Origin of the sequence: Pseudonocardia sp. UM4_GMWB1 (genome assembly GCF_017312155.1) — a bacterium.
GTDB classification, from domain to species: Bacteria; Actinomycetota; Actinomycetes; order Mycobacteriales; family Pseudonocardiaceae; genus Pseudonocardia; species Pseudonocardia alni.
In genome coordinates this window covers 258,447-274,466 of record NZ_QJPN01000002.1, presented here as the reverse complement: position 1 = coordinate 274,466, position 16,020 = coordinate 258,447, and the positions used below count along the sequence as shown (strand labels likewise).

The following is a 16,020-nucleotide window of genomic DNA, read 5'->3' as shown; positions in this document are numbered from 1 at the left end:
TCCACTGTCACGATCTCTCCGCGAGATCCATAGGTAGCACGTCGCGCTGTTGCAGGGCGTCGCTGAGCTTGGCCATCCACAGCGCGCGCTCGCGCCACGAGCTGACCTCGGGTTCCCACTGGGGTAGTTCGTCGTCGGTGACGTGTCGGTGTTGCCCGGTCCAGCGGGCAACACCGAACGCATGTTTGTTGCTCAAGGCCATGGCGATGTCGGCTACCACTGTGGACGGTGCCTCGGCACGAGGTGGCGCCCAGGGGGCGAGGTAGGCCAGGCCATCGGATACCTCGATGACCATGCGGTCCAGACGAGGCGGCCGGACTGTTTGTGGAGTGCTGGTGGGCAGTGCGATGTGGGGGAACTCGACCGACAGCACCTCCCACAGCGAAGACAACCGTTGAACGAGCCGGCTCTCGAAACGTGCCCATCCAGGCTCGGCCGTCGGCCCGGGTCGCTGACGCCATCAGCTGATCGTCGGTCTTCATCAGGTGGTCGTACTGCGGGTGGAACGGCTTGTAGAGGTCGCTGTCTATCTCGACAGCACCACCGTCCGCACGGCGATGGCGATGTCGTCGTCGACGGGACACACGGTGGCGTTGACCAGCGCGTTCACCAACTGGCTCTTGCCCTGCTTGAACTCGCCGACGACCAGCACCCGCACGACCGGGTCGGTCAGCCGCGCCTTCGTCTGCCGCAGCCGAGGTGCCAGGTCGGGGCGGTCGTAGGCAGTGACCGCCGTGAGGGCCAGGTCGACGAGTGCGACCGCCTCCGGCACTGCCACGACCGCTCCCCCCGTCGCTCCGCGGACGGTGCCCACACCACCCGTCACGTTCCCGTCGTGGATACACGAACGACGACGGCCCCGGTCACCCACGGGTGGGTGACCCGGGCCGGGCGGTCCGGGCGGTCGAACCAGCTGGTCCGCCCGGAGCAGAGCTGCTGGATCAGGTCTGCGACAGGAGGTCGGCGTTCGCGTCGTTGTGCGACAGGACGTCGGTGTGGCTGTGGTCGTCGGTGTTGGTCTCGGTGTACTGGCTGTCGTCGGTGTTGTACGAGTCGTCGATGTCGACCGTCGTGTTGGTCTCGGTGCGGGTGTCGTTGAACGAACCCGACGCGTCGTTCGAGCCCGTGGCGTTGTCGCCCAGGGACACCGCGCCGCCCTTGTCCGCGGAGATGTCGCCGGTGTCGTAGGCCGAGCCCGAGCCGAAGGCGCTCGTGTTGTCGTCGCCCGAGACGACCTGGTTGTCGTCGCCGACCACGTTGTGGTCGCCGGTGGTGACCGGGGCGTTGTTGTCGCCGCCGACCGCGACGGCGCCGTCGCCGGACGCGACGGTGGTCTTGGTGTCGATCGACTGGTTGAAGTCGCCGCCGCCGGTGTCGACGTTCTGGTTCACCGAGTTGTCGATGATGGTGTCGCGGTCGTCGACGTTGTAGGTGTAGTGGTTGTTGGTCACGTACTTGTCGATGTACTTGACCGGGTCCTCGCCGTGGTGCACGGGCGGCGGCGGCGGGGTGTGGTGGTGGCCGCCACCGTGGCCGCCGCCGGTGTTGTAGTCACGGTCGAAGGACACGTCGTCGTTGTCCTGGGCCAGGACCAGGGCGTCGCGGACGTCGTCGGCGGAGACCTCGGACAGGCCGCACTGGGCGAGCATGCCGTGCGGGTCCTCCTTGAACTCGGCCAGGGCCTTCGGGTCCTTGAGCAGGTCCAGGATGAACTGGATCAGCGACTTCTCGACGGACATGACGTTCTCCTCATGGGGTGCCGCCGGGCTCGGGCGCGCGGCGGAGGGTTCGGGTCGTGCGGGAGGTGGTGGACGGGCTGGGCTCACCGGCCCGTCCACCGGGCGGTGCTCGGGCTCAGCCGACGCTCAGGTCGACGTCGTTGTGCGAGGCGATGTCGGTGTGGCTGTTGTCGTCGGTGTTGGTGACCGTGTCGACGCTGCTGTCGACGTTGCCGGAGTCGTGGATCTCGACGCTGTCGTTCGACTCGCTCCAGGTCTTGTTGAACGAGTCGGTCGCGTCGTGCGAGCCGTTCGCCTCACCGCCCAGGGAGACCGCACCGCCCTTGCTCGCGGAGATGTCGCCGGTGTTGTAGGCCGAGCCCTCACCGAAGGCGGTGGTGTTGCCGTCGCCGGACACCACCTGGTTGCCCTCGCCCACCACGTTGCCGTTGCCGGTGGTGACCGGGGCGTTGTTGTCGCCGCCGACGGCCACGGCGCCGTCACCGGAGGCGGAGGTCGACCGGATGTCGATGGTCTGGTCGAAGTCGCCGCCACCGGTGTCGATGTTCTGGTTCACCGAGTTGTCGACGATGGTGTCGCGGTCGTCGATGTTCTCGGTGTACCAGGCATCCTTGACGTGCACGTTCTCCTGGGATGCGGCGGCCTTGTGGCCGTGGTCGCCGTGGTCGCCCTTGCCCTCGTTCCAGCCCCAGCCGCCCTTGCCCGAGTCCCAGCTGAAGCCGGTGTCGTAGTGGCGGTCGAAGGACACGGTGTCGTTGTCCTGGGCGATGACGATCGCGTCGCGGATGTCCTCCGGGGACAGCTCGGACAGGCCGTAGTAGTGCAGGGCGGCGTTCGGGTCCTTCTCGAACCAGTCGCGGACCTGGATGCTCTCGGAGCCGCTGCCGAGCAGCAGCTTGATGAACTCGACGAGCGAGATGTTCTCCGCCATGACGGCCTCCGGATGACTTCGGGGTGACCGGTCCGTCGGCGACGACCGGTGTTGACGACGAAAGCTAGGGGCGCCGGCCGGTCCGGCCATCGGGGATCGCTCCGGGTCCGTGGGGGGGCCGTTAGGGGATCGGCCCCCAACCTCGAACTGCTGCGCCGCACGGGCTAGAGGGGGCCGTTAGGGGATCGGCCCCCAACCTCGAACTGCTGCGCCGCACGGGCTAACACCGGGGCGGCCCCGTCGATGGGTCTCGGAGAGGGCTACGCCGGCGTGCCGGTTCGACGAGGGGGGAGCAGTGATGTCGTACCTGCTCGGGATCGATCTGGGGGCCACCTCGGTGACCGCTGCCGTGCTCCGCACGGGCGGTGCCGCGGAGCCCGTGCGGCTGGGGGGCGGATCGGGAGGCCGACATCGGCGGCAGGGCGCGTCACGGCGCCGGCGGCGGCGTTCACCGGGACCCTGGCCACCCGCATCCGGTTGGCCCCGCGCCACGACCCGGAGTTCAAAGGGGTCGTCGAGCGCAGCAACGGTTATTTGAAGACCTCGTTTGCGAAGGGTGCTCGACCTTGTGCGTGAGGGCCTGGTCGAAACGGTGCGAAACAGGGGATTCCGGATCACCGCGGTCAGCGACGCGGAACTCGACGGCATAACCGAGATCCGTGGCCTCCTCGAGATTCGCCGATCACACACGGGACGTGCCCCCGGGACGTCGGCACCACGACCTCGTCGTGCAGGACGTAGCTGGCCACGCTGGCGAAATCGACGGCCGTGACCCGGGAACCAGTGGTCGCGACCCTTGCGGTCACCCGTCCCGAGTGACGGTGACCGGAGCGGCGCCGCGTGCAGCGCAGCCGGGGACGTCTGTACGAATTCGGACGCGAGCACGGGGGCCGAATAGATCTGGCCCGGCACCAGCCGACCCGAAACCACCAGCGACCGCAGTGACTGGGCACGTGGGCGGTGCAGACCGGGCTTCGGTCCGAACCTGACGATCGCTAGTGGCAAGGGACTGCACGGCTGACCCGTCGCCGAGCACACGCTGACCCGCGTGCTTGCCGCGGCGCGCCGACTCGACCGCGCATTCGTGGCGCAGCATGACTACTTATGGAGCACGGGGATCGGCGGTCTGCATGAGCCGCGGTGGAAAACCCGCATCGAACTGGCCGACAGATCTTCGAGTACCTCGAGATCTGCACAACCGGCGCCGCCGACACAGCGCTCTAGGCTAGCGCTCGCCGGAAGAGTTCGAGGCTCAGACCAAGATCGTCGTGGCTTAGAGACTCCAGCCACGCAACTCCGCGGGACCCGGTGCACCCCACAGCCTCCACCGCGCCCGAGGCGCTTCACCGCGACCGCACGAGCGCGAACAGGCGTTCCACACTGCCCACCAGGACAACCAACAGCTGGTCGGAATCCCGTCGCGGGGTCTCAATCCGACCCGGAGCGACTCAACCGGGCACTGCAACACGGCTTTGGGCCTCGATCGCGTAGCGCCCGCGATCGGTGCCGTCAGCGGCCGTTCTGGCCGCCGCCCGTCGAGTCCGTGGACCATCGCAGGCGCTCGTTCTCGATGTGTAACAGGCTGATACCGTTCGATCGCTGTGAGCGACCGTCTAGAGCATCCCGGCCTGGTGTGGCCCCGCCGTATTGCTGTGTGCTCCGGTCTGTTACTGGGTTTGGTCATCGTCGTGCTTGCCGCCGCTGGTGCTTCGCATGTTGATGGCGGGCCTGTGGCCTCCTCGGTTGCGGTGGTGGCTCCGCCCCACAGTCACGGACCGTCGTGCCACGAAGCCGGCGACCACGACGCCGCGAGCACCGTGACGCGCCCGGACCGCTGGGGCGACTTGGGCGATGGCCTTCCAACTATTCTCTTTACTTTCGAAGCCGCCGCTGTGCGGCAGGTACCGACAGTTGTGCCAGTCGATACTCGACCAGCACGCCCCCGCAGTGGTCGATCGCATCTCGCTCTCGCACAGATATGTCGCACGTAGATGCTGGCGGGACACAGCTCCCGTTGTCGTTTACGCCCGTCTGTACGTTCCCGCACGGCATAGTGCCGCGCTGCCTGAACGAGGTCTGAATTCGTATGTCCACGCTTGTCTATGCTGGCCTGCCCATGTCTGAGAGCGTGTTTGAGAAGATCAAGTCGCGGGTGTGAAGACGTATTTCTGTTGGCGGGCGGCCGGCTTGCCGCGGGCGATGCGGCGGGTGATGGTGTTGATCGCGGCCCAGCGGATCATGGCCTCGGAGACGGCGGGGTGGCGTTCGTAGTCGCGGGCCAGACGGCGGTGTGCGGTCAGCCAGGCCAGTGTCCGCTCGACCACCCAGCGGCGCGGGAGGACGGCGAACCCGCGCTGCTCAGGCGGTTTGCGCACGACCTCGACGCTGGTGCGCAGGATCGTGTTCGCCCACTCCAGCAGGCGTCCGGCGAACCCGGCGTCGGCGTAGACGAACCGCACCCTGGTGCGCAGGTACAGGTCGAGCAGGATCGACTTCGCCCCGTCGCGGTCCTGCACCGACGCCGAGCACACCACCGTGGTCAACAGCAGGCCCAGGGTGTCGGTCACGATGAACCGCTTCCGGCCGTTGATCTTCTTCCCTGCGTCGAAGCCGCGCGAGTCCTGCCCGACGGTGTCGGCACCCTTCACCGACTGCGAGTCGATGATCCCCGCGCTCGGTTCCGGGTCCCGCCCCTCGTCGGCACGTAGCTGACGGCGCACGACCGGGAGGATCTTCTCGGTGACCTTCTGCTGTTCCCACCGGTTGAAATACCAGTAGACGGTCTGCCAGGGCGGGAAGTCCGCTGGTAGAGCCCGCCAAGCGCACCCCGCCCGCACGACGTAGAGGATCGCGTCGACCACGTCCCGGCGCGGGTGCTTCTCCGGACGCCCACCCGCCCCGGCCTCGGGCAACAGCGGTTCGATCAACGCCCACTGCTCATCGCTGGTGTCCGAGGGATACCGCCGCTGACGCCGAGCCACCCGTCCACGATGGACCAGAGCGCGGCCCGCGCGGCGCAGACACGCCGACCCTTCTCAAACACGGTCTGAGGAGACCCGGCTCATCCACGTCGTCGGGAACACTCCTGTCGTCTGGATCGACTCACCATTCGCCGAGGGCGGGCGGGGTTTCTGGGCCAAGCTCGAAGGAGCCAACCCCGGTGGGATCAAAGACCGTCCAGCGGTACATATGGTTCGCCGCGCCCGCGAACGCGGCGACCTGCTCCCGGGCGGACGCATCGTCGAATCGACCAGCGGAACCCTCGGGCTCGGTCTCGCGCTGGCTGGGATCGCCTTCGGGCACCCAGTCACCCTGGTCTCAGATCCCGGTATGGAACCTTTGATGTATCGGTTGCTGCGCGCCTACGGCGCAGGAATCGAGACTGTCGACGCCCCCGCGTTGATTGGTGGGTGGCAGCAGGCCCGTCGGGACCGTGAAGCGCCCCGGGTCTGGTGGAGGTTCTGAAGCCACGGGAAGGTGGTCTTCGTGCCGGCACCGAGGAAGTTCAACGACGAGATGCGTGAGCGGGCCAAGCGCATGGTCCGGGAAGCACGACAGCAGGAGCCCGGCCTGTCGGTCAACGCCGCCTGCAAGCGGATCGGGCCGCAGCTGGGGATCCTGCCCGATACGCTGCGGGGCTGGTGCAAGCAGGCCGATATCGACGACGGGCTGGCGCCTGGGACCACGACCAGTGACCGCGACGAGTTGACCCGGCTGCGTCGGGAGAACGCCGAGCTGCGGCGGGCGAACGAGATCCTCAAGACCGCCTCGGCGTTTTTCGCCTCGGCGGAGCTCGACCGCCGACTGCGGTGATCGTCGACTACATCGACGCCCACCGGGACCGGTTCGGGGTCGAGCCGATCTGTGCCGTGTTGACCCAGCACGGCGCCACGATCGCCCCGAGCGGCTACTACGCAGCCAAGACCCGCCCGCCCTCGCGGCGAGCACTGTCCGACGCCGCCCTGGCCGAGACGATCGAGGCCACGTTCTGGGACCGGACAAAGGGCCGCGGCGTGTACGGAGCCCGCAAGATGTGGCACCAGCTGCGCCGTGACGGCGTCACGGGCGCCGCAGGGAGTCCGGTCGCCCGGTGCACGGTGGAGCGGCTGATGCGCCAGCTTGGCCTGCGCGGGGTCCGCCGCGGACAGCCGGTGCTGACCACCCAGCCCGACCGGCAGGCCACACGCGCGCCTGATCTGGTCGACCGGAACTTCACCGCCGCCGCACCGAACCGGCTTTGGGTGGTCGACCTGACCTACGTGCCGACCTGGTCGGGGATGGTGTTCACCGCGTTCGTCTCCGACGTGTTCTCCCGGCGCATCGTCGGATGGCGCTGCGCCGCCTCGATGCCCACCGAGCTTCCGCTCGACGCTCTGGAGATGGCGTTGTGGACCCGTGATAGCGCAGGTCAGACCACCGACGGGCGCCTGGACGGGCTGATCCATCACAGCGACGCGGGCAGTCAGGGCGGATTCAACTGGTCGTCGCAACACCTCGATCATGGAGGTGTTCGGCAGTGGCGACGAAGGACTGGATCGCGAAGACGAGCGAGGTGCCCGAAGGGGCTAGACGTCAGTGGCGGGCGGATCGGGCGTTGCGGCCCCCGATGCGTTCGCCTGGGCGGCCCGAGCCCTCGCGTGCGGTGCAGCGGCAGTTCTGGCGGTTGATCGCGACGGGCATCACCTCAGCCGAGGCGGCGCTGAAGGTGGGCGTGTCTGTGCCGGTCGGCGCACGGTGGTTTCGCCACGCTGGCGGTATGCCTCCGATCTCACTGGCCGAGCCCAGCGGCCGCTACTTGTCCTTCGAGGAGCGTGAGGAGATCGCGATCCTGCACGCCAAGAACACGGGAGTGCGCGAGATCGGCCGGGCGATCGGGCGTGACCCGGGGACCGTCTCTCGCGAGCTGCGTCGCAACGCGGCCACCCGGGGAGGGAAGGCGGAGTACCGAGCGCTGGTGGCGCAGTGGAAGGCCCAGCAGGCAGCGAAACGACCGAAGACCGCGAAGCTCGCGAGCAACGACGAGCTGCGGGAGTACGTGCAGGAGCGGCTCGCTGGGGGCGTGCGCCGGCCGGACGGCAGCATCGTCGTTGGGCCGGAGCCGCCAGCATGGAAGGGGCTGAACAAGCCGCATCGGCAGGATCGGCGGTGGGCGACCGCGTGGAGTCCGGAGCAGATCTCGCACCGTTTGAAGGTCGATTTCCCGGATGATGAGTCCATGCGCATCAGCCACGAGGCGATCTACCAGTCGCTGTTCATCCAGGGCCGTGGCGCGCTCAAACGCGAACTCGTCGCCTGCCTGCGAACAGGACGTGCGCTGCGGCAGCCGCGGGCTCGCGCGCAGAATCGCCCGCAAGGACACGTCACCGCCGATGTCGTGTTCTCGAAGCGCCCCGCAGAGGCGGCGGACCGTGCTGTTCCCGGGCATTGGGAAGGCGACTTGATCATCGGCACCGGTCGCTCCGCCATCGGCACGATCGTAGAACGCAAGAGCCGCTCGACCCTGCTGGTGCACTTGCCGCGGCTGAACGGCTGGGGTGAGACCCCGCCGGTCAAGAACGGTCCCGCGCTGGGCGGATACGGCGCCGCGGCGATGAACGCCGCCCTGACCATGTCGATGACGACGCTGCCCGAACAGCTCCGCCAGACGCTCACCTGGGATCGCGGCAAGGAGCTCTCCGGACACGCCCAGTTCGCGCTCGAGACAGGCACGAAGGTGTTCTTCGCCGACCCCCACTCACCCTGGCAGCGGCCGACGAACGAGAACACCAACGGGCTTCTGCGGCAGTACTTCCCGAAGGGCACAGATCTCTCGCGCTGGTCCGCCGAAGATCTCGAAGCCGTCGCCCTCGCGCTCAACAACAGGCCCCGCAAGAGCCTCGACTGGAAGACCCCCGCCGAAGTGTTCGAAGAGCAGCTACGCTCACTCCAACAACCCGGTGTTGCAACGACCGGTTGAACCCAGGCAGTACTGCGCCATCCGGTATGGCGACCGCCTCGCCGAGGCCGGCGCGATCGCCTCGATCGGCTCGGTCGGTGACAGCTACGACAACGCGATGGCCGAGTCGGTGATCGGGCTCTACAAGACCGAGTGCATCGGTCGTGACGGACCGATCCGCTCAGTCGACGATCTCGAGCTGGCCACCGCGAGCTGGGTGCACTGGTTCAACACTCACCGGCTGCACTCCATGATCGGCAACATGCCGCCGGTCGAGTACGAACAGAACTACTACGCTCACCAACCAGACCGAGACACACCGATCTCGGGAGAACCCAGCCTCCACTGAACCCGGGGCGCTTCACCGGGTCGCCCAGGTGCTCGCCGAGCACCCCGGCTCGTGGTGCCCTGATCAGTACAACAACCCGGACAATGTCGCCGCCTATGCGCCACTCGCCGCTGAGCTGTGGCATCAGCTCGGGCGCATCGACGTATTGGTCTGTTCCGTAGGCACCGGCGGCCACTCGGCCGGGATCTCGCGCGCGCTGCGACGTCACCAGCCCGACCTAGAGGTCGTCGGCGTCGACACGATCGGGTCGACCATCTTCGGACAGCCGGCTCGGCCTCGTCTGATGCGTGGGCTCGGCTCGAGTATCCACCCGCGCAACGTCGATCACAGCACCTTCTCCGAAGTGCACTGGGTAGCGCCGGACGAAGCGGTATCTGCGTGCAGAGCGATGGCGAGCGCGAGCTACGCCAGTGGCGGTTGGAGTGTCGGTGCCGTCGGCGTCGTCGCTGGCTGGTTGGCCCGTACCCGCCCACCTGGTACGCGGATCACTGCGGTCTTCCCCGACGGCCCGCAGCGGTACTTCGACACGGTGTACAACGACGACTTCTGTCGGAACCACAACATCGAGGTCGGACCGCCGCCACTAGGTGATCCGGACCAGATCGACCGCACTGACCGCTCGGAGGTCCGGCGCTGGACGCGTTGTGTCGACGTCGTCGCACCTGAGGCGAGCTGATGCGGGTATGGGCCCGCTACCGTTCGTTCGAGCGTCCGACGCGGCTGCTACTTCTCAACCAGCTCACCATCAACCTCGGCTTCTACATGCTCATCCCGTACCTGGCCGACCACCTGTCGGCCGGGCTCGGGCTGTCGGTACTAATGGTCGGCGTCGTCCTCGGAGTCCGGAACTTCTCTCAACAAGGGATGTTCCTGGTAGGAGGTAGCCTGGCCGACCGGTTCGGATACAAGCCGATGATCGTCGCCGGGTGCGCCTTGAGGACCGTCGGATTCGTACTGATCGGGCTCGTCGACGCCGTGCCCGCGTTGGTGATCGCCTCGGCGATGACCGGGTTCGCCGGGGCGCTGTTCAACCCGGCAGTCCGCGCCTACATCGCCCACGACGCCGGAGAGCGACGGGTCGAGGCGTTCGCCTTATTCAGCGTGTTTTACCAGGCGGGGATCCTTATCGGGCCGGTGGCGGGAATGCTGTTGACCGGGATCAACTTCACAGCGACCTGCCTGGTCGCCGCAGCTGTCTTCGCCGTGCTGACAGTGCTGCAGATTTGGGCATTGCCTGGTCGTCACGGTAGCGGCGGGAACTCCCGTGAGGATGGGCGTTCGGTACTGGCCCAGTGGCGTGACGTGGCTACCACCAGGGGTTTCGTGCCGTTCGCCGTCGCGATGATCGGTACCTACGTGCTGTCGTACCAGATCTACCTCGCGCTCCCGCTCTATACGCGGTCGTTGCTTGGCGGCGGTGACTCCGCGACGATGCTGGTAACTGCCGTCTACGTCGTATCAGGCGGGGTCACGGTCGCGACACAGATGCGGGTCACCGCGTGGTGCCGGGACCGCTGGGGGTCAGCCGCGTCGCTGAGCAGAGGCCTGTTCGTGCTCGGAGCAGCGTTCGTGCCGATGCTCGTCGCCGACTGCCTACCAGCACTTGACGACGGTACGACAGTCGTCGTGGGGATCATAGCGCTGCTATCCACAGCTGCGATGCTCGCGGTCGGCACAGCCATCGTTCTGCCCTTTGAGATGGATACGATCGTCGGGCTGTCGGGCAACCGTCTCGTTGCCACTCACTACGGGTTCTACAACACCGTGTGCGGGATCGGGATCCTGCTGGGCAATGCCGGGACCGGGTGGGCTATGGACTTGGCCCGTTCAGCTAGAGCAGCTGCAGTCCCGTGGGCGGTGCTCGTCGCGACCGGAGTCGTCTGTGCGGTAGCACTTATGGCTCTTCACCGGCGCGGTCTTCTGACCGTGACACCAGAGAAGACACCACGCCCGACGGAGACAGACGCGCCCACGGTGAGCTTTGAGGCGATCAATTGGTTCGCCGCAGCCGACACCGCTCCGACGCAACCGTTGCCCATGGCATCGGCATCGGCATCGGCATCGAGAAGCCGAACCCGCTGACCTCCGCTGGTGTGGCGCCCGCTGCAGCGCCACACCAGCGGACGCGGTCCTCAGCTCGCCGCTGCACCGCCTCCGCGCGCTGTCTGCTCGTCCGAAGCGCGTACGACCTGAACCTTGTCGCCCTCGACGAGATCGTTGAAGAACGCCTCGGCCTCCCCGGTGTCGAGCTTGACGCATCCCGCCGACGCTCTCGCCCGGTCACCGCCGTGGAAGGCGACGCCGCCGTCGGCGAAGAAGACCGACCACGGCATCGGCGCAGGGTTGCCGTCAGGGCCGGTGAACTCACCGCTGACGTGGTCCTTATTCTTGCGGTAGACCCGAAACGAGTGTCCCAGAGGTGTCTCCTGGCCGGCTCCGCCGGACGCGATCGGAACCGGACCACGGGTCACCTTGCCGTCGCGCAGGAGCCAGGCGCGTTGCGTGTCGAGATCGACGCACGCCCGTGCCGAGACCGCGCAAGGGGTGCCCGGGGCGACGGCCTCCGCGTGGGCCTGGGTTGCGATGTCGCCCTGCTCGACGTCGGCGAGCGCGGTTCCACCGAGGCCGATCCCGGTTGCGGCGACGATCGCGGCGACGACGATCCGCTTGCGGCGTGGTCGTCGGGTCGTCGGATTCCCCATCTGGTGCTCCTGTTCGTGGGTCGCCGTCACCGCGCTCGGGGTAACGAGACTCGGCATCATCCGTAACGAGAGACGTTCAAGAGTGGCCGAGGTTGTCACGCTTCGGAGTCGGATCTGCCGGTGGGTGACCCCGGGGAGTCTCGGAGGCCCGTGGCCGGGTGCTGGAGAGTGGCCGACCCTGCACCGCTAGCCTCGTCGATGACGGAGGGAGTGCACGTGCGGCGGATTGCTCGATGGACAAGCGCCATCGCGGTCGCCGTACTCACCGTGCTCACGGTCGGTGTCCTATGCGCGGGAGGCGCGACGGCGGGGGAGCCCCCGGCCCCTGTCGGTCAGGAAAGCTCGCACGGATGCCACGGTGCTCCGCTGCAGGACATCGAGCACGCCGCCGCGAGCCCGGTCCGCCTCGCCGACGACGGGACGAGTGCGTCGACCGTCGACCTCACTGTTCTCTGCGTCCGAACCGTTCCCGCAGCAGTGGTCCGCCCGGCGGTGCCGGACGACACCCCGCCGGCTCCCGCACGCGTCTCGACAGCTGATCTCCAGGTCTTCCGGATCTAGACACCGCTGCGCGCTCCCACGCCGCCCGCAGCCCCTTGTCAGATTTGGGATACCCGTATGTCGACGTCCAGTACGTCCCTGTCCTTCTGCCTCCCTGCTCCGCCGCCCGCCGGTGCCGGGGCCGTCGCCGCACTCGCAGCCGGAGCCCTGGTCACCGGTGCTCAGGCCACCTACGACGAACTCGATCTCCAACTGGTCGACGACGAGGTCCGTCCGGTCGCGGCGCTGTCGCTCGAACCGGCCTCGATGCCGACTCCCGACCGTCCCGCGGTCGTCGCGCCTGTCGCGGCGTCCGAGCTCCCGGACGCCGCCGACCCGGACGACCTCGCCGCCCTGGCGAAGGGCACCCGGATCGGAGAGGAGTCCGCCCGTCGAGCCGACCAGCTCTCGGCCGCCCGGGCCGAGGGCGCCCCGGCCGCCGTGACCGCGGCCGGCGGTGAGGTCACCGTGCAACCCGTCCGGGGCCGGATCACCTCGACGGCCGGTCCGCGCTGGGGCTCCACCCACTACGGCCTGGACATCGCCAACCGCATCGGGACCCCGATCTTCGCCGTCGCCGACGGTGTCGTGGAGAAGTCCGGTCCGGCGAACGGATTCGGACTGTGGGTGGTCGTCCGCCACCCCGACGGCAGCCGATCGGTGTATGGCCACATCAATCAGGCGTTCGTCGCGGCAGGGGAGCGCGTGGCGGCCGGGGACCGGATCGCCGAGGTGGGCAATCGCGGTCAGTCGACGGGGCCGCACCTGCACCTGGAAATCCGGCAGGGCTCGGTGTCGGGCGAGAAGGTCGACCCTGTCGGATGGCTGAGAGCTCGCGGTCTGGAGCTGACCGGATGACGACGCAAGCCGGGAATGCCTCAGATCGGAGGCCAGCCCCACCGCGCATAGCCGGAGACAGCATCGGCCATCACGGCCGACCACACGCCGCTGAGCATCAGCACGCCGGTGACCACCAGCATCACGCCGCCAGTGACCTCCAGACGGTGGGCGTTGCGGCGCAGCCAGGCGAATCGGTCGCGGCCGCGCAGGAGAGCCCGTGCCAGCAGCAGGAAGGGAAGCCCGAGTCCAAGCGCGTACGCGGCGAGAAGCACGACACCGGTCATGAGCTGGCCCGAGGTCGCGGCAACGGTGAGGATCGTCGCGAGCACCGGACCGACGCACGGGGTCCAGCCGAGCGCGAACGCCGCACCCAGACCGAACGAACCGATCGTGCCAGAGGTCGCCCGGCGCAGGCCGGGCCGGAACTCGCGGGCGATCAGCGGAATTCGGAGGACCCCGGTCATTCCGAGCCCGAGAGCGACGACGACCACTCCGGCGCCCCGGGTGAGGATGTCGAGGTTCTGCCGCAGCAGGAGCCCGACCGCCGAGGCCGTGAGACCCATGGCGACGAAGACCGCGCCGAACCCGGCCACGAACAGCGCCGGTCCCCAGTGCGATCGTCCCCTGTCCTGACTGCCGGAGCGGCTGACGAAGGAGACGTAGCCGGGCAGCAGCGGCAGGACGCACGGGGAGCTGAACGACACGGCCCCGGCGACGAGCGCGAGCGCCGTCATGGCCAGGAGTTCCACGACACCTCCGAGATCGACCAGGGCCGTTGTGGACCCGTTACGCGAAGTATGTCATCTTCTACCATCTGTAGAAGTTTGGGAGTCCTCGTGAACAATGCGTCGCCGGTCGCCCGTCTCGCAGGAGTACGGGTGGACCTGCACCAGGCCCCGGTCCTGCGCGATCTGGACCTTTGTCTCGAGCCTGGCGAGGTCATCGGCCTGATGGGCGCCAACGGTTCGGGTAAGTCGACGCTGCTCTCCGTGCTCGCCACCCTCGTCCGCCCTACCGCCGGAACGGTCGAGCTGTTCGGCCGGCAGATCGACGCCACCAACGCTCGCACGGCGAGGTTGCGCGTCGCGCTCGTCGGACACTCGGCGGCGCTCTACGACCGGCTCACCCTCGAGGAGAACCTGCGGCTGGTCGCTCGCCTCACCGGCCGCCCGCGTCGCCGGGTGCCCGAGGTGCTCGCCGACGTCGGTCTCGCCCGGGCGGCCGGTCGGCCGGCGATCGCCTGCTCGCAGGGAATGCGCAGGCGCGCGGAGCTCGCCCGGGTGATGCTCACCGAGCCCGACCTGCTGCTCCTGGACGAGGTGCACACCGGGCTCGATTACGACGCCGCACCGTTGGTGGGCCGGGTTCTCGCAGAGGTGTGTGCCCGGTGGGGAGCGGGGGTCCTCGTCTCGCACGAGGCCGGAAGGGTCTCCGACCTCTGTGACCGGACGGTCGGTCTGCGCTCCGGCCGGGTCGAGACGGTGGTAGCCCGATGACTCCGTCGGTGTCTCCGCTGGCGCAGGCGGTCGTGCTCGCCCGCAAGGATCTGTCCGTCGACCGTCGTACCGGTGAGGTCTTCGGGGTCGTGGCACCGTTCGGTGCGGTCGCGCTCTTCCTGGTGCCGTTGGGTGTGGGTGCCGAGACCGCTCTGCTGACCGCTGTCGGACCGGCCCTGTTCTGGCTGATCGTGCTGCTCTTCGGAGTTCTCGTGACCATGCGGGGCGGCGCTGTCGACAGCCCCGCCCACAGAGCGCTCCTGCTTCTGTCCGGGGTGACCCCCCGGGTCCGTCTGGCCGGTCGAGCCCTCGGGAACACGGCGCTTCTGCTGGCGTTCCAGCTGGTCATCGCTCCGGTGGCGATAGTGCTCTACGCGCCGGATCTGGGCGGGTGGCCGTGGTTGCTGCCGATGGTCGTCCTCGTCGCTGCGGGCCTGGGCACGCTCGGTGCGTTCGCCGATCTCGTCTCCGAGGGGCTCGCAGGGCGCACCACGCTCGGTCCCCTGCTCGTCACTCCGATCACGGTTCCGTTGCTGCTCGGCGCCGTCGGAGTCATCGACGCCACCCGCTACGAGCGCCCGGCGTGGCCGTGGCTCGTCCTCGTGCTGGCCGTCGATCTCGCCATCGCGTTGTCGGCCGCGTGGTGCGTCCGGCACCTGGAGGACCAGACATGATCGAACCCGACCTGACCCGAACGACTGCGGTGACACCGCTGACCGTCTTCGGCCGTCGGTTACCGCTCGCGGTCGCGACCGCCGTCGTCATCGCGGCGGGCGCCGCGATGCTCTCGCCGCCCGACCGATTGCAGGGTGAGCTCGTACGGCTGATGTACGTGCATGTCCCCGCGGCGTGGACGGCGTTCCTCGCCTACGGCGTGACCCTCGTCGCCGGCCTGGTCTGGTTACGGCGGCGCACCGCCGTCTGGGATCGGCTGGCGGCATCGAGCGCCGAGGCCGGGGTGTTCTTCACCGGTCTCGCCATCGGCCTGGGCTCGATCTGGGGTCGACCTACCTGGGGCGTGTGGTGGACGTGGGACGCCCGGCTCGTGACCACGGCGTTGCTGTTCTTCGTCTACCTCGGGTACCTCGCCCTGCGGCGCGCGATCGACGACCCGGTCGCTCGGGCCCGCCGGTCGGCGGTGTTCGGCGTCGTCGCTTTCGCCATGGTCCCGCTCGTGCACTTCTCGGTGCTGTGGTGGAGGACGCTGCACCAGCCGCCGTCGCTGCTGCGTCCCGCTGCACCGGCGATCGTTGGCGGCATGCTGGCAGCGCTGCTGCTCTCCGTCCTGGCCTTCACCGCCCTCTACGTGCTGGTCGTCCGGACCCGGATGCGGATCACCGCCGCCAAGGACACCGCAGACGCTGCTGAGAGCGCCGGGGGCCGGCCGTTCGCCGGCGATGCCGTGACCGCACCCCGAGGGGAGACCGAGTGATGACGCAGTGGGCCTGGGTGATTCTCGGGTACGGCGTGACCGTGACGGCGACCGTC

At 68.4% G+C, this 16,020-nt stretch carries 13 protein-coding genes, 7 pseudogenes and 1 other annotated feature; of the genes and pseudogenes, 12 read left to right on the top strand and 8 right to left on the bottom strand.

Annotated elements, in window-relative coordinates:
• Positions 1–7: 7 nt before the first annotated feature.
• The 5 genes and pseudogenes from DMP15_RS29060 to DMP15_RS29045 all read right to left on the bottom strand — a co-directional run.
• Positions 8–412, bottom strand: a pseudogene (locus DMP15_RS29060) (DUF6545 domain-containing protein); the annotation flags it as partial.
• A gap of 58 nt (positions 413–470) precedes the next feature.
• Positions 471–530, bottom strand: a pseudogene (locus DMP15_RS30465) (hypothetical protein); the annotation flags it as partial.
• Positions 527–778, bottom strand: a complete 252-nt coding sequence (locus DMP15_RS29055) for a hypothetical protein (protein ID WP_337826844.1) — start codon at positions 776–778, stop codon at positions 527–529. The pseudogene DMP15_RS30465 and the gene DMP15_RS29055, both read right to left, overlap by 4 nt.
• 163 nt (positions 779–941) lie before the next feature.
• Positions 942–1,739 carry an IniB N-terminal domain-containing protein gene (locus tag DMP15_RS29050; RefSeq protein WP_337826843.1) on the bottom strand — a complete coding sequence of 266 codons (798 nt, stop codon included), beginning with the start codon at positions 1,737–1,739 and terminating at the stop codon, positions 942–944.
• Positions 1,740–1,854: 115 nt separating this feature from the next.
• A complete protein-coding gene (locus DMP15_RS29045) occupies positions 1,855–2,670 on the bottom strand; it encodes a hypothetical protein (RefSeq protein ID WP_337826842.1) in 816 nt (271 codons plus the stop codon).
• Between the two features lie 395 nt (positions 2,671–3,065).
• Here DMP15_RS29045 and DMP15_RS29040 point away from each other — a divergent pair.
• Positions 3,066–3,234, top strand: a pseudogene (locus DMP15_RS29040) (IS21 family transposase); the annotation flags it as partial.
• Between the two features lie 1,591 nt (positions 3,235–4,825).
• Here the strand turns inward: DMP15_RS29040 and DMP15_RS29035 are convergent.
• Positions 4,826–5,690, bottom strand: a pseudogene (locus DMP15_RS29035) (IS5 family transposase); the annotation flags it as partial.
• Positions 5,691–5,733: 43 nt separating this feature from the next.
• Between DMP15_RS29035 and DMP15_RS29030 the strand changes: the two are divergent.
• The 7 genes and pseudogenes from DMP15_RS29030 to DMP15_RS29000 all read left to right on the top strand — a co-directional run.
• Positions 5,734–6,105: pseudogene (locus DMP15_RS29030) on the top strand (pyridoxal-phosphate dependent enzyme); the annotation flags it as partial.
• 51 nt (positions 6,106–6,156) lie between these two features.
• Complete coding sequence (locus DMP15_RS29025; protein ID WP_337826762.1) at positions 6,157–6,483, top strand: transposase; 327 nt, start codon at positions 6,157–6,159, stop codon at positions 6,481–6,483.
• Positions 6,441–6,572: a sequence feature (AL1L pseudoknot), on the top strand. It overlaps the preceding gene by 43 nt.
• Entirely contained in the window at positions 6,480–7,337 is an 858-nt protein-coding gene (locus tag DMP15_RS29020; protein ID WP_337826763.1) for an IS3 family transposase, read from the top strand. Its footprint overlaps the feature before it by 93 nt. The genes DMP15_RS29025 and DMP15_RS29020 overlap by 4 nt, the downstream gene beginning before the upstream one ends.
• Positions 7,277–8,626 (top strand): IS30 family transposase, encoded by a 1,350-nt coding sequence (locus tag DMP15_RS29015; protein ID WP_443217716.1) that lies wholly within the window; start codon positions 7,277–7,279, stop codon positions 8,624–8,626. The genes DMP15_RS29020 and DMP15_RS29015 overlap by 61 nt, the downstream gene beginning before the upstream one ends.
• Positions 8,627–8,633: 7 nt before the next feature.
• Positions 8,634–8,954 (top strand): annotated as a pseudogene (locus DMP15_RS29010) (transposase); the annotation flags it as partial.
• A gap of 16 nt (positions 8,955–8,970) precedes the next feature.
• Positions 8,971–9,630 (top strand): annotated as a pseudogene (locus DMP15_RS29005) (pyridoxal-phosphate dependent enzyme); the annotation flags it as partial.
• On the top strand, positions 9,630–11,036 hold the full coding sequence (locus DMP15_RS29000; RefSeq protein WP_337826841.1) for an MFS transporter: 1,407 nt from the start codon (positions 9,630–9,632) through the stop codon (positions 11,034–11,036). The pseudogene DMP15_RS29005 and the gene DMP15_RS29000, both read left to right, overlap by 1 nt.
• A 50-nt stretch (positions 11,037–11,086) precedes the next feature.
• On the opposite strand, the gene DMP15_RS28995 is transcribed toward DMP15_RS29000, so the two are convergent.
• A complete protein-coding gene (locus tag DMP15_RS28995; protein WP_337826859.1) occupies positions 11,087–11,656 on the bottom strand; it encodes a L,D-transpeptidase in 570 nt (189 codons plus the stop codon).
• Between the two features lie 618 nt (positions 11,657–12,274).
• On the opposite strand from DMP15_RS28995, the gene DMP15_RS28990 reads away from it, so the two are divergent.
• On the top strand, positions 12,275–13,054 hold the full coding sequence (locus tag DMP15_RS28990) for a M23 family metallopeptidase (RefSeq protein WP_337826840.1): 780 nt from the start codon (positions 12,275–12,277) through the stop codon (positions 13,052–13,054).
• Positions 13,055–13,074: 20 nt separating this feature from the next.
• Here the strand turns inward: DMP15_RS28990 and DMP15_RS28985 are convergent, their stop codons facing one another.
• Positions 13,075–13,770, bottom strand: coding sequence for a cytochrome c biogenesis CcdA family protein (locus tag DMP15_RS28985; RefSeq protein ID WP_337826839.1), 696 nt, complete (start codon positions 13,768–13,770; stop codon positions 13,075–13,077).
• A gap of 144 nt (positions 13,771–13,914) precedes the next feature.
• On the opposite strand from DMP15_RS28985, the gene DMP15_RS28980 reads away from it, so the two are divergent.
• From DMP15_RS28980 to ccsA, 3 genes are read left to right on the top strand one after another with little or no spacing between them, the layout of a single operon-like run.
• A complete protein-coding gene (locus DMP15_RS28980; protein WP_337826838.1) occupies positions 13,915–14,532 on the top strand; it encodes an ABC transporter ATP-binding protein in 618 nt (205 codons plus the stop codon).
• A complete protein-coding gene (locus DMP15_RS28975) occupies positions 14,529–15,206 on the top strand; it encodes a heme exporter protein CcmB (protein ID WP_100877240.1) in 678 nt (225 codons plus the stop codon). Before DMP15_RS28980 ends, DMP15_RS28975 begins: the two co-directional genes overlap by 4 nt.
• The gene (gene ccsA / locus DMP15_RS28970; RefSeq protein ID WP_337826837.1) at positions 15,203–15,964 is read left to right on the top strand and encodes a cytochrome c biogenesis protein CcsA; all 762 of its coding nucleotides are present in this window, start codon (positions 15,203–15,205) and stop codon (positions 15,962–15,964) included. Before DMP15_RS28975 ends, ccsA begins: the two co-directional genes overlap by 4 nt.
• The last annotated feature ends 56 nt before the right edge of the window (positions 15,965–16,020 follow it).